The 13,716-nt window shown below is 61.6% G+C and carries 11 protein-coding genes; 1 reads left to right on the plus strand and 10 read right to left on the minus strand.

Annotation, left to right across the window (positions count from 1 at the left end):
• Positions 1–23 precede the first annotated feature (23 nt).
• From ACK56M_RS28005 to ACK56M_RS28020, 4 genes are all read right to left on the minus strand, one after another.
• A complete protein-coding gene (locus tag ACK56M_RS28005; RefSeq protein WP_054573415.1) occupies positions 24–3,080 on the minus strand; it encodes an efflux RND transporter permease subunit in 3,057 nt (1,018 codons plus the stop codon).
• A complete protein-coding gene (locus ACK56M_RS28010; protein WP_013974699.1) occupies positions 3,077–4,144 on the minus strand; it encodes an efflux RND transporter periplasmic adaptor subunit in 1,068 nt (355 codons plus the stop codon). The genes ACK56M_RS28005 and ACK56M_RS28010 overlap by 4 nt, the downstream gene beginning before the upstream one ends.
• Positions 4,141–5,229 (minus strand): efflux RND transporter periplasmic adaptor subunit, encoded by a 1,089-nt coding sequence (locus ACK56M_RS28015; protein WP_015272214.1) that lies wholly within the window; start codon positions 5,227–5,229, stop codon positions 4,141–4,143. The genes ACK56M_RS28010 and ACK56M_RS28015 overlap by 4 nt, the downstream gene beginning before the upstream one ends.
• Positions 5,230–5,438: 209 nt before the next feature.
• Entirely contained in the window at positions 5,439–5,711 is a 273-nt protein-coding gene (locus ACK56M_RS28020; protein ID WP_015272215.1) for a DUF3077 domain-containing protein, read from the minus strand.
• A gap of 525 nt (positions 5,712–6,236) precedes the next feature.
• On the opposite strand from ACK56M_RS28020, the gene ACK56M_RS28025 reads away from it, so the two are divergent.
• Positions 6,237–6,692, plus strand: coding sequence for an REP-associated tyrosine transposase (locus ACK56M_RS28025; RefSeq protein ID WP_054573417.1), 456 nt, complete (start codon positions 6,237–6,239; stop codon positions 6,690–6,692).
• Between the two features lie 106 nt (positions 6,693–6,798).
• Here the strand turns inward: ACK56M_RS28025 and ACK56M_RS28030 are convergent, their stop codons facing one another.
• From ACK56M_RS28030 to ACK56M_RS28055, 6 genes are all read right to left on the minus strand, one after another.
• On the minus strand, positions 6,799–7,692 hold the full coding sequence (locus ACK56M_RS28030) for an ABC transporter permease subunit (protein ID WP_003258560.1): 894 nt from the start codon (positions 7,690–7,692) through the stop codon (positions 6,799–6,801).
• On the minus strand, positions 7,689–8,609 hold the full coding sequence (locus ACK56M_RS28035) for an ABC transporter permease subunit (protein WP_015272217.1): 921 nt from the start codon (positions 8,607–8,609) through the stop codon (positions 7,689–7,691). Before ACK56M_RS28035 ends, ACK56M_RS28030 begins: the two co-directional genes overlap by 4 nt.
• On the minus strand, positions 8,606–9,748 hold the full coding sequence (gene potA, locus ACK56M_RS28040) for a polyamine ABC transporter ATP-binding protein (RefSeq protein WP_013974704.1): 1,143 nt from the start codon (positions 9,746–9,748) through the stop codon (positions 8,606–8,608). The genes ACK56M_RS28035 and potA overlap by 4 nt, the downstream gene beginning before the upstream one ends.
• Before the next feature lie 71 nt (positions 9,749–9,819).
• The gene (locus ACK56M_RS28045) at positions 9,820–10,914 is read right to left on the minus strand and encodes a polyamine ABC transporter substrate-binding protein (RefSeq protein WP_015272218.1); all 1,095 of its coding nucleotides are present in this window, start codon (positions 10,912–10,914) and stop codon (positions 9,820–9,822) included.
• 158 nt (positions 10,915–11,072) lie between these two features.
• Positions 11,073–12,170, minus strand: coding sequence for a polyamine ABC transporter substrate-binding protein (locus ACK56M_RS28050; protein WP_039615410.1), 1,098 nt, complete (start codon positions 12,168–12,170; stop codon positions 11,073–11,075).
• Positions 12,171–12,340: 170 nt separating this feature from the next.
• Positions 12,341–13,702, minus strand: coding sequence for an aspartate aminotransferase family protein (locus ACK56M_RS28055; protein WP_015272220.1), 1,362 nt, complete (start codon positions 13,700–13,702; stop codon positions 12,341–12,343).
• Positions 13,703–13,716 lie beyond the last annotated feature (14 nt).

The raw sequence follows: 13,716 nt of genomic DNA on the forward strand, positions 1-13,716 counted from the left end.
TGCTCCTACAAGGGGATGCGTGGTCAGGAGGGTTTCTTCTGTGGCTCGCGGATCTTGTACCAGGCCACATACAAGGCCGGCAGGAACAGCAGCGTCAGCAGGGTCGCCACGATGATCCCGCCAATCATGGCGTAGGCCATCGGCCCCCAGAACACTTCGCGGGCAATCGGGATCATGCCCAGGCTCGCCGCCGCCGCGGTCAGCAGAATCGGCCGGCGCCGGTGGTTGGTTGCCTCCACCACCGCATCCCACGGCGACAAGCCCTGGGCTTCGAACTCGTCGATCTGGGTCACCAGGATCACCGAGTTACGAATGATGATGCCCGCCAGCGCGAGAATGCCGAGAATCGCCACGAAGCCCATGGGCGTACCTGTGGGCACCAGCGCAATGATCACGCCAATCAACCCCAGCGGCGCCACGCTGACCACCAGGAACAGCTTCTGCACGCTGTGCAGCTGGATCATCAGGAACGTCGCCATCAGGAACAGCATCAGCGGGATGACCTTGCGGATCGGCCCCTGCGCCTTGGCGCTCTCCTCCACCGTGCCGCCGGTGGCCACTTCGAAGCCCACCGGCAACTTGCTGGCGAACTCGTCGATCTTCGGCTTCAGCTGGGCCACCAGGTCGGTGGGCTGGATGTCACCGTTGACCGATGCCTTGATGGTGATGGTCGGCTTGCGGTCACGACGCCACACAAGCGGCTGCTCCAGCTCGTAGCGCACAGTAGCGAACGCAAGCAGCGGGATCGAAGTGCCGTTGGGTGTCAGGATCTGCAGGTTCTGCAAGGTATCCGGCGAGCCACGCTCGCTGTCCTCGGCACGGGCGACCACGTCGACCAGGTAGATGTTGTCGTTGACCTGGGTGATCTGCACGCCGCTGACGATGCTGTTCATCACATTGGCCACGTCCTCCGACGACAGGCCCAGCTGGCGCGCCTTGTCCTGGGCGATTTCCACGCGCAGCACCTTACCCGGCTCGTTCCAGTCGTAGATCATCTCGCCGATGTGCTCGTTCTGGTCGAGCAAGGTGGCCAGCTCGATGGCGTGCTTGCGAACCTCGTCGATATTGGCACCGCTTACCCGATACTGGATCGGTCGGCCCACCGGTGGGCCCATTTCCAGCGATTGCACGTTGGTGCCGACGCCAACGAATTCTTCATGCAGGATCTTCTGCAGGCGCTCCATCATGGCCTGGCGTTCTTCGAAGCCCTTGCTGACGATCACCAGCTGCGCGTAGTACGGGTTCTGCAACTGCTGGTCGAGGGGCAGGTAGAAGCGGATCGCGCCCTGGCCGATATAGGTACTCCAGTGCACCAGGTCCGGGTCGTCCTTGATCCGCGCCTCGAAACGGTCGACCACCTTGCGCGTCTCCTCGATCGAGGCGTTCTGCGGCAGGTTGAGGTCGACGAGGATTTCCGGGCGGTCAGAGGACGGGAAGAACTGGTTCTGCACGAAGCGTTCGCAGAAGATCGCCAGGGCGAACAGCACCACGGTGCCGATGATGGTCAGCCAGCGGTTGCGCATGCACCACAACAAACCATGCTCGAAGGCCCGGCCGACGCGCCCGGGCTCGGCTTCATGGTGCTTGAGCTTGGCACTGCTGAGGATGTGCACGCCTAACACCGGGGCGAAGAATACCGCCACCACCCACGACACCATCAGTGCCACGGCAATTACCGCAAACAGCGTGTAGGTGTATTCACCCGCCGAACTGGCGTTGAGGCCGATCGGCACGAAACCGGCCACAGTCACCAGGGTGCCGGTGAGCATGGGGAAGGCTGTGGAGGTATAGGCAAAAGTCGCCGCCTGCTCCTTGCTTTCGCCCATTTCCAGCCGTGTGACCATCACTTCCACAGTGATCATCGCATCATCCACCAGCAGGCCCAGGGCGATGATCAGCGCCCCCAGCGAAATCCGCTGCATGGTGATACCGCTGTACTCCATGAACACGAACACCATGGCCAGCACCAGCGGGATCGAGCAGGCCACCACCAGCCCGGCACGCACGCCGAGGCTGACGAAGCTCACCGCCAGCACGATCACCACCGCCTCGAACAGCGCACTGGTAAAGCCGCCGACCGCTTGCTTGACCACCACGGCCTGGTCGGAAACAGTGTGCACCCCGACGCCCACCGGCAGGTCTTCGACCACCTGGTCCATGCGCTTTTTCAGCGCCGCGCCGAACACCTGGATATTGCCGCCGGCCTTCATGCCGATGGCCAGGCCCAGCGCCGTCTGGCCGTTGTAGCGGAACATCGGCGAAGGAGGGTCGACGTAGCCGCGCTCGATATCGGCGATGTCTGCCAGGCGGAAGAAGCGGTCGTTGATCTTCAGGTTGACGGTTTCCAGGTCCTTTTCCGAGGTGAACTGCCCGGAGGTACGCACCGAGATACGTTCAGGCCCTGCCTCGATCACACCGGCAGGGGTCACGGCGTTTTGCGATTGCAGGGCCTGCATGACCTGGCGCTGGTCGATGCCCAAGGCTGCCAGCTTGCGGGTGGAGAAGTTCAGGTACAGCACTTCGTCCTGGGTGCCGATCAGCTCGATCTTGCCGATGTTGGGCACATCGCGCACTTCGGCCCGCGCCTGCTCCACGTAGTCGCGCAGCTGGCGCAGGGTCAGGCCGTCGGCAGTGAAGGCATAGATAGAACCGAACACATCGCCGAATTCATCGTTGAACCCGGGCCCCTGGATGCCTGCAGGGAATTCACCGCGAATGTCCTGGATCTTCTTGCGCACCTGGTACCAGATTTCCGGGATGTCCTTGGCCTTGGTGGTGTCGCGCAGGTACACGTAGACCGTGGATTCGCCGGGGCGGGTGTAGCTTTTGGTGTAGTCGAGGGAGTCGAGTTCCTCGAGCTTCTTCTCGATACGGTCGGTGACCTGGTACAGGGTTTCGTCCTGGGTAGCGCCGGGCCAGCGGGTCTGGATGACCATGGTCTTGATGGTGAACGACGGGTCTTCCTCACGGCCCAGGTTGAAGTAGGAGAAAATCCCCATCAACAGGGCAACGAACATCAGGTACCAGACGAACGATTGATGCTTGAGCGCCCAGTCGGACAGGTTGAAGCTTCCTTTCATTGCGCATCCTCGTCGAAGGTGACCTTCTGGCCAGGCTTGAGGCTGTTCACGCCCGCAGTCACCACCCGCTCGCCGGGCTGTACGCCCGAGGTCAGGACGATGCTGTCGGCGGTTCGACCGATCAGGGCCACATCACGAGTGGCCACGGTCTTCTGTTGCGTATCGATCACCCATACCTGGGTCTTGCCGTCGCGCTCGAGCAAGGCACTCAAGGGCAGTTCGCTGCGCGGCGACACCTCCGAACTCAGGGTCACGCTGATGGCGGTGCCCAGGTGGAAGGCCGCCGGGGTGCTGGCCAGGGTCAGGCGCGCGCGGCGGGTGCGCGTGGTGGCGTCGGCCTGGGGTTCCAGTTCCCGCAGGCTGGCGGTGGTGTTGATGGTCGGGTCCAGCTGCGAAGCAACGGTGAAGGTCAGGCCTTTGCTCAACTGCTCGGCCAGGCCGATCGGCAGGTCGATCACCGCTTCCTTCACATCCGGTCTGGCCAGGGTTACCACGGCCTGGCCAGCGGTGACGGTTTGCCCGGCTTCAGCCTGCCAGGCAGTGATTACCGCGGCGTGGTCGGTGCGCAGGGTACTGTAATCGAGCTGGTCACGCGCCTGGCTGAGCGCAGAGCGCGCCTGCTCCAACGCCGCACTGGTGGTTTTCAGATTGGTCTGAGCGATATCCAGCTGGGCCTGGGCGCCTACGCCACGGTCGTACAGCTGTTGTTGGCGGCGGGCATCGGCCTGGGCGTTGATCCACTGCGCCTGCACCTTGGCCAGGTCGCCCTCGGCGGCACGAAGCTGGTTCTGCTGGTCGGTCGGGTCGAGGGTGGCCAGGGTGTCGCCCGGTTTCACCTGGGCGCCCACATCCAGCCAGCGCCGGGCAATACGCCCGGATACCCGGAAGCCCAAGGTGCTTTCGAAACGTGCCTGGATACTGCCGGCGAAGCGGCCCAGCTGCGACTGCACCTGGGGTTCGACCTTGACCGACAGCACCGGCCGAATCGGCTCCGGCACTTCATCCTCGCTACTGCAGCCGGCCAACAGCACGCCGGCCGACAGCATCAGCAGCAGGCGCTTCATAGCTCACCCCCTTTGGCCTTGGCATCGACCTTCAGTACCTGCATGCCGGGGTGCAGCAACTGCCCGCCATTGACCACCACGGTCTCGCCGCCTTTCAGGCCACTGGCGACCACGATCCTGCCGGTGAGGTAACGGCTGACCTCGACCTTGCGCAGCTCTACCTTGTCACCCTCGCCCACTACCCAGACGGCAGGCTCATGCAGGGCCTTGGTCAGTGCCGACCATGGCAGCTCGATACTTGGTCGGCCCTGGGCATTGGTGGTGGCCGTCACCGGTGCACCCAGTTGCATCCCTGGCGGCACATCCCTCAGCCCGACCTTGACCTGTACCGTGCCGCTTTGCGCGGACACCGTAGGGGTGATTTCGCGCACGAAGCCACGGGCCTGAACCTTGGGGTCGTCCAGCAGGCTGACGATCACTCCAGCGTCGCTGGGCGGGGCCACCAGCAGCGATTCGTAGACATTGAACACGGCATCACGGTCGCCATCGGTGGCCAGGCTGAAGATTGGCATGGTCGCTTGAACCACCTGGCCGACCTCGGCCTGGCGCTCGGTGATGACCCCATCGGCCTCGGAGACCAGCGCGGTATAGCTCAGTTGTTCGTTGGCATTGGCCAATTGCGCTTGCGCGGCCTTGAGCGCGCTCTGGTTGCTGCGCAGCGCGGCTTCGGCGGAATCGTATTCGCTCTGGCTGGTGTAGCCCTTGGGCAACAGCTTTTGCTGGCGCACGAACGCGGCACTGGTCTGGGTGACCCGCGCCTGCGCGGCGAACACCTCGGCCTTGGCCGAGTCGACATTGTTCTGCAGGTCTTTCGGGTCCAGCCGCGCCAACACCTGGTTGGCCTTTACGTGGTCGCCGACATCGACACTGCGCGAAATGATCTTGCCGCCCACCCGGAACGACAGGTCGGTCTGCACCCGCGCCTGCACATCGCCAGTCAGGGTGACCCTGGCAGCGAAATCGGTGGGTGATACCTGTTGCACGCCTACGCGTGGCAGTGTTTCGGTGGTTTCTTCCTTACTACAGCCCGACAGCAGGGACACAAGCCCCAGGCAGACGACCAACAGCGGACGTATCAACGTCATGCAGGCTCCTTGCTTGCGCGCAAATGATTCGTGGAATGCGACTGTCAGCGTAGTTCAGGGTTCGATAAACGGCACTAACCGCGATCAAGCTGGCATTTTCGGCGCCTGCGCGGGCCTCTTCGCGGGCACGCCCGCTCCCACAGGATGGTCGCCAGCCTCAAGCGTGCGCTGTACCTGTGGGAGCGGGCGTGCCCGCGAAAGGGTGAAGGTCAGAGCTGAACTGAAGCCTTGTTCAGTCCCAGTTCGATGTCATCGATCAGTGCTTTTGCAAAGCCACTGAGAATTCTCGCGGCACTACCGGCCAGCCGGTCATTTTCCATCTCGGCTTCGGTCGTCAGGTGATTGATGCAACCGAGCATTACGGAGAGTTCGGAGAAGGCATGGTTGAAGGGGATGTTGGCCTGGACGCGAAACAGGTCCATGCAGGTTTCGCGGCCGACGGTGCTGCTGTTTTTTGGGTGATTTGGAACGTGCGTTGTCATGGTCGGAATCCAATGTCGTTTATGGAACCGCCAGCTCATCTTTCTCACGGATAAGGGGTGGCAGCCGTACGCGGGGTGAGAAAACCGAGGACATTGAACCCGGCCAGGCCTAGGCCTGCCCACGCAAGGCCGCCATGACAGGAAGCCTGTTCAACATCGAGCGGGTTTCTCACACCCGGTCACCTTGGTTGGCGACTCGACGACGTTATCCCTGGGGCATTTCCCCTACAACAGAGCAGCTTCCACACGGCTCGTAGGATAATTCCCAAGCCGATCCAACTGAAGCCTTTGGTTTGAGTTGATGAAAAGTCGTACGCCTTGAGGGCCCCTTCGCGGGCATGCCCGCTCCCACAGGAATGTCGCCAGCCCCAAGCCAGTGCTGTACCTGTGGGAGCGGGCGCGCCCGCGAAGAGGCCGGCACAGCAATGCATGAGCTTCTGCCATATTCAGAAACCATCAGCCACCCGGTCCCCCCGCTTCAGCCACTACCTTTCAAAAGGAGGTTCAATTTCAAGGAAGATCACAATGCCATTAGCCGAATCCCACCGACTGCGTCGTGGGCGCTACTCCGAGCCAGGCAGGCTCTACCTGCTGACCACCATCACGCACCAACGAAAACCACTGTTCCATGACTTCGACAATGCTCGCCTGGTGGTCAAACATCTGCGGGTTTCAAATGACATTCAGGATTGCCATTCCCTGGCCTGGGTAGTGATGCCGGACCACCTGCACTGGCTGGTCGAGCTGAAGGAAGTGGCATTGGGAACGTTGATGCGCAAGTTCAAATCACGCACAGCCATTGCGTTACGCAAGGCAGGTGTCAGGCACAAACCGATCTGGCAACCCGGTTACCATGACCATGCGCTGCGGCGGGAAGAGTGTGTGGTGCATGTAGCCCGGTACATTGTTGCCAATCCTCTGAGAGCAGGATTGGTCAGGAGTGTCAGGGACTATCCACACTGGGATGCGGTATGGCTTTGAGTCGGCGTTGGGGCCTTCGCGGGCTTGCCCGCTCCCACAAGGACATCACAGCCTTCAGGCTTGTGGTGATCCCTGTGGGAGCGGGCGAGCCCGCGAAAGGGCCAGATCAGGCCGACGCCGCAACCTGCGCCGGGCGCTTCACCTGTGGCTGCGAAGCATTCGCCGCAGCGCCCTCTTCGATCGCCTGCTGTATCGCCTTGCGCCGGCGCTCTTCCGCTTGGCGGCTGAAGTACCAGACGAAGAAGGTCACCAGCGACACCGACAGCAGGATCAGGCTGGCCACGGCGTTGATCTCCGGCTTCACGCCCAGGCGCACCGCCGAGAACACTTCCATCGGCAAGGTGGTCGAACCAGGGCCGGAGACGAAGCTGGCCAGTACCAGGTCATCCAGCGACAGGGCGAACGACATCATGCCGCCCGCCGCCAGCGATGGCGCAATCATCGGGATGGTGATCAGGAAGAACACCTTCCACGGCTTGGCACCCAGGTCCATCGCCGCTTCCTCGATCGACAGGTCCAGCTCCCGCAGGCGTGCCGACACCACCACCGCCACATACGCGGCACAGAACGTGGTATGGGCGATCCAGATGGTGACGATGCCACGCTCCTGCGGCCAACCGATCATCTGCGCCATGGCCACGAACAGCAGCAACAGCGACAGGCCGGTGATCACCTCGGGCATTACCAACGGCGCGGTGACCAGGCCACCGAACAGCGTGCGTCCCTTGAAGCGGGTAACCCGGGTCAGCACGAACGCCGCCAAGGTACCCAGCGCCACCGCCGCCACCGCCGTGTAGCAGGCGATTTCCAGCGAACGCATCACCGACCCCATCAACTGGGTGTTGTCGAGCAGGCCGACGTACCACTTCACCGACCAGCCACCCCACACCGTCACCAGCTTGGAGGCGTTGAACGAGTAGATCACCAGGATCAGCATCGGCAGGTAGATGAACAGCAAGCCGAGCACCAGCATCAGCTTGGAGAAACTGAAGCGCTTCATGCCCTGCCCTCCATTTCTTTGGCCTGGCTGCGGTTGAACAGCAGGATCGGCACGATCAGGATCGCCAGCATGACCACCGCCAGCGCAGAGGCCACCGGCCAGTCACGGTTGTTGAAGAACTCTTGCCACAGCACCTTGCCGATCATCAGGGTTTCCGGGCCGCCAAGCAGTTCAGGAATCACGAACTCGCCCACCACCGGGATGAACACCAGCATGCAGCCGGCGATGATGCCGTTCTTCGACAGTGGTACGGTGATCTTCCAGAAGCTGTTGAAGGTGCTCGAACCCAGGTCCGAAGCGGCCTCGAGCAGGCTCGGGTCGTGCTTCACCAGGTTGGCGAACAGCGGCAGGATCATGAACGGCAGGTACGAATAGACCACGCCGATGTACACCGCCAGGTTGGTGTTGAGGATTTGCAGCGGCTGGTCGATCAACCCGGTCCACAGCAGGAAGCCGTTGAGCAGGCCGTTGTTGCTGAGAATGCCCATCCAGGCATAGACGCGGATCAGGATCGCGGTCCAGGTCGGCATCATGATCAGCAACAGCAGGACCGTCTGGGTTTCCTTCTTGGCGTTGGCAATGGCATAGGCCATCGGGTAGCCGATCAACAGGCACAGCAGGGTGCTGAAGAAGGCCATCTTCAGCGAGCCCAGGTAGGCCGAGATATACAGCTCATCCTCGGTCAACAGGCCATAGTTGGCCAGGTTGAGCACCAGCTGGACCTTGTCTTCGACGTAGCTGTAGATCTCGGTATACGGCGGGATCGCCACGTCGGCTTCGGCGAAGCTGATCTTCAGCACGATGAAGAACGGCAGCATGAAGAACAGGAACAGCCAGATGAACGGCACGCCGATCACCAGGTGCCGCCCCTCCGGGGTAATACGCTGGAAGGCTCGCTTGAGCTTGCGCAGTTTCATGACCGCAGTACCACGCCGCTGTCGTCTTCCCACCACACGTACACTTCATCGCCCCAGGTCGGGCGGGTGCCCTGGCGCTCGGCGTTGGCGACGAACGACTGGACGACCTTGCCGCTCGGCAACTCGACGTAGAACACCGAGTGGCCACCCAGGTAGGCAATGTCGTGAACCTTGCCGCGCGACCAGTTGTGCTCGCAGGTCGGTTGCTGGGTGGTGACCAGCATCTTTTCCGGGCGCAGGGCGTAGGTGATGTGCTTGTCTTCCACCGACGTGGTGATGCCGTGGCCGACATAGATCTTGCGCTCCAGCTCCGGGCTGGCAATGATCGCGTGGCCTTCGGCGTCGTCGACCACTTCACCTTCGAACAGGTTGACGTTGCCGATGAATTCGCACACCAGGCGGCTGGTAGGCGTCTCGTAGATGTCCACCGGCGAGCCGATCTGGGCGATCCAGCCCAGGTGCATGATGGCGATGCGCTGGGCCATGGTCATGGCCTCTTCCTGGTCGTGGGTCACCATCACGCAGGTCACGCCAACGCGCTCGATGATCTCCACCAGTTCCAGCTGCATCTGCGAACGCAGTTTCTTGTCCAGTGCACCCATCGGCTCGTCGAGCAGCAGCAGCTTGGGGCGCTTGGCCAGCGAGCGGGCCAGTGCCACGCGCTGGCGCTGGCCGCCGGACAGCTGGTGCGGCTTGCGCTTGGCGTACTGGGTCATGTGCACCAGCTTGAGCATCTCGGCCACGCGGGCGTCGATCTCGGCCTTGGGCATCTTGTCCTGCTGCAGACCGAAGGCGATGTTCTGCGCCACGGTCATGTGCGGGAACAGCGCGTAGGACTGGAACATCATATTGATCGGCCGCTCGTAGGGCGGCATGTCGGTGATGTCGACGCCATCGAGGAAGATCCGCCCTTCGGTCGGGCGTTCGAAGCCGGCCAGCATGCGCAGCAAGGTGGACTTGCCGGAACCGGAGCCCCCCAGCAGGGCGAAGATCTCGCCCTTGCGGATTTCCAGGGACACATCGTCCACGGCTACCGTTTCGTCGAACTTTTTCGTGACCCGGTCGATCTTGACCAGCACCTGCTTGGGTTGCTGGCCACCCTCGAGGGCTTTTTTATAGGCACCGGAGGCAACTGCCATGAGTGAAACTCCCAACAAGATTTTTGTGCCCGCGAGCCCTGTGCTACAGGTGCCGCCACGGGCCTGGATTTTTACTTGCCCGACTTGACCTTGGTCCAGCTACGGGTCATCAGCCGTTGCACCTTGGGTGGCAACTCTGAATTCACGAACATCTTGTTCAGCACTTCCTGCGGTGGGTAAACCGCGGCGTCAGTCCTCACGGCCTGGTCCATCAGGTCGCCAGCCTTGGGGTTCGGGTTGGCGTAACCGACGTAATCACTGACCTGGGCGATAACCTCAGGCTTCAGCAAATAGTTGATGAAGGCATGCGCCTCTTTGACGTTCTTGGCGTCCTTGGGAATCGCCAGCACGTCGAACCAGAGGTTGCCGCCTTCCTTGGGAATGGCGTAGGCCAGGTTCACGCCCTTCTTCGCTTCTTCGGCGCGGGTCTTGGCCTGGAACACATCACCTGAGAAACCTGCCGCGACGCAGATGTCGCCGTTGGCCAGGTCGGTGATGTACTTGGACGAGTGGAAGTAGGTCACGTACGGGCGTACCGCCAGCAGTTTCTTCTCGGCGGCCTGGTAGTCCTTGGCATTGGTGCTGTTGGGGTCCAGCCCCATGTAGTTGAGCACCGCCGGCAGCATTTCGTCCGCCGAGTCGAGGAAGGCCACGCCGCACTTGGCGAGCTTCTTCATGTTCTCGGGCTCGAACAGCACTGCCCAGGAGTCGATGGTGTCCACGCCCAGCGCGGCCTTCACCTTGTCGACGTTGTAACCGATGCCGTTGGTGCCCCACAGGTAAGGCACGGCGTACTGGTTGCCCGGGTCGTTCCTTTCCAGGCGCTTCATCAGCGCCGGGTCCAGGTTGGAATAATTGGGCAGCAGGTTCTTGTCGAGCTTCTGGAACGCGCCCGCCTTGATCTGCTTGCCGAGGAAATGGTTGGACGGCACTACCACGTCATAGCCGGTATTGCCGGCCAGCAGCTTGCCTTCCAGAGTTTCGTTGGAATCGAACACATCTTGCACGGGCTTGATGCCTGTGGCTTTCTCGAAGTCCGCGAGTGTGGTCGGGCCGATGTAGTCGGACCAGTTGTAGAAGTGCACCGTAGGCGCCGCTTGGACGCTGCATGCCAGCGTCAGGCCCGCTCCAGCCATCAAGGCCTTGCGGAATACAGAAATGGACAAGTGGGTGGTCCTCACAATCAGTGCCTGGGTAGCGACAATGCTGCCGCACACGCAAAACCGGCGCGCAACTTACCTTCGCAGCTTCGATGCCGCAATCATCAATTGCCTTTCACTGGCTCTGGGCCGGGATTCCCCGACCCAGAGGTACCGCATCGGGCTTATTTGCCCGACTTGATCTTGGTCCAGCTGCGGGTGATCACACGCTGGGCAGAAGCTTCAGGCGCAGCGATCGCGTACAGCTGCTTCTTCACTTCAGCTGGTGGATAGATGCTCGGATCGCTGGTGATTTCCTTGTCCACGAACTGGGTGGCGGCAGCGTTGCCGTTCGGGAAGCGCACGGCGTTGGTGATCTCGGCCATGATTTCCGGCTGCATCAGGAAGTTCATGAACTGGTAGGCAGCGTCTTTATGCTCGGCATCCTTGGGGATGGCGACCATGTCGTAGAAGGTACCGGCACCTTCCTTCGGAATGACGTAGTCCACCTTGACCTTGTCGCCAGCTTCGTGGGCACGGGCCTTGGACTGCTCCAGGTCACCCGAGTAACCGACAGCTACGCAGATGTTGCCGTTGGCCATGTCGCCGATGTACTTGGACGAGTGGAAGTAGGTGATCGAAGGACGGATCTTGAGGAACAGGTCCTCGGCGGCCTTCAGGTCTTCCTTCTTGGTACTGTCGGTCGGCAGGCCCAGGTAGTGCAGAGCAGCCGGGAGCATTTCGGTCGGGGCATCGAGGAAGCTCACGCCGCAGCTCTTGAGCTTGGCGATGTTCTCAGGCTTGAACACCACGTCCCACGAGTCGATCTTGTCCACGCCCAGCGCGGCCTTGACCTTCTCCGGGTTGTAGCCGATACCGATCGAGCCCCACATGTACGGGAAGGCGTGCTTGTTGTCCTTGTCGCTGGCATCGCCAACGGCCTTGAGCAGGTCAGGGTCGAGGTTTTTCCAGTTCGGCAACTTGGAGCGGTCCAGTTCCTCATACACGCCAGCCTTGATCTGCTTGGCCAGGAAGTTGTTGGACGGCACTACGATGTCGTAGCCGGACTTGCCGGCCAGCAGTTTGGCCTCGAGGGTTTCGTTGCTGTCGAATACGTCGTACTTGACCTTGATGCCCGACTGTTTCTCGAACTTGGCGATGGTGTCCGGAGCGATGTAGTCCGACCAGTTGTAGACGTTCAACACCTTGTCTTCAGCCTGAACAGCGGTAGCCATGGCACCCATCAGGGCGGTGGCCAGCAACGTCTTGCCCAATTTATTCATGCGTAATGCTCCAGAATTTTTTATTTAGCCATCTGTTCAGCAGCCAGGACCTACGGTGCAGAGCGCGCGGCGACTGAAACAGTCGCTAGTCTGGCAAGTTACAAGGCTCTGTATCAAGGAAAGCAGGGCCTTGTAACGACTTAATGTCACATCGCTAGCCTAGCAAACTGTCAACGAATCGCTTCGAGCGTCAGGTCCAGGCATTTGCGTGCCTTTTCCACCAGTTCGTCGATCTCTGCATGGCTGATCACCAGCGGCGGCGCAATGATCATGGTGTCACCCACCGCACGCATGATCAGGCCGTTTTCGAAGCAGAAGGTGCGGCAGATCATGCCCACGCCCTTGCCTTCGTAACGGCTGCGGGTGGCCTTGTCCTTGACCAGCTCGATCGCGCCGAGCAGGCCCAGGCCGCGTACCTCGCCCACCAGAGGGTGGTCCTGCAGCTCACGCAAACGCTTTTGCAAATAAGGTGCCGCTTCGGTGCGCGCCTTCTCGACGATTTTCTCGTCGCGCAGGATGCGCAGGTTTTCCAGGCCCACCGCCGCCGCTACCGGGTGGCCGGAGTAGGTGAAGCCGTGGTTGAAGTCGCCGCCTTCGCTGAGTACCTGGGCCACGGTGTCACGCACGATCACACCGCCCATGGGGATGTAACCGGAAGTCAGGCCCTTGGCGATGGTCATCAGGTCGGGCTTGAGGTCGTAGTAGTCGGAGCCGAACCACTCGCCGGTGCGGCCGAAACCGCAGATCACTTCGTCGGCAACGAACAGGATTTCGTACTTGGCGAGGATCTCCTTGACCTTCGGCCAGTAGGTTTCCGGCGGGATGATCACGCCGCCGGCACCCTGGATCGGCTCGGCGATGAAGGCGGCGACGTTGTCTTCGCCGACTTCGAGGATTTTCTGCTCCAGCTGCTCGGCCGCCCACACCCCGAACTCATCCGGGGTCATGTCGCCGCCTTCGCCGAACCAGTAAGGCTGTGGGATATGCACGATGCCAGGAATCGGCAGGCCGCCCTGCTCGTGCATGCCGCTCATGCCACCCAGGCTGGCACCAGCCACGGTGGAGCCGTGGTAGCCGTTGATGCGGCCGATGATGGTCTGCTTCTGTGGCTTGCCTTTCAGCGCCCAGTAATGGCGGACCATGCGCAGCACGGTGTCGTTGCCTTCGGAGCCGGAGCCGGTGAAGAACACATGGGTCATGCCTTGCGGCGCCACGTCGGAGATCGCCTTGGCCAGTTCCAGCGCAGGCGGGTGGGCAGTCTGGAAGAACAGGTTGTAGTACGGCAGCTCGCGCATCTGCTTTTCTGCCGCCTGCACCAGTTCTTCACGGCCATAGCCCACAGCCACGCACCACAGGCCAGCCATGCCGTCGAGGATCTTGTGCCCCTCGCTATCCCACAAATGCACACCCTGGGCCTTGGTGATGATGCGCGGCCCCTTCTCCTTCAGCTGCTTGTAGTCACTGAAGGGCGCGAGGTGATGCTCCCCGCTCAGGGTTTGCCATTCACGGGTTTGCGGGTTGTTGACGCTCATGTGCTTCTCCGTTG

The sequence above is a fragment of the Pseudomonas sp. s4 genome (assembly GCF_046764235.1).
In the GTDB taxonomy this organism is placed as follows: Bacteria; Pseudomonadota; Gammaproteobacteria; order Pseudomonadales; family Pseudomonadaceae; genus Aquipseudomonas; species Aquipseudomonas asiatica.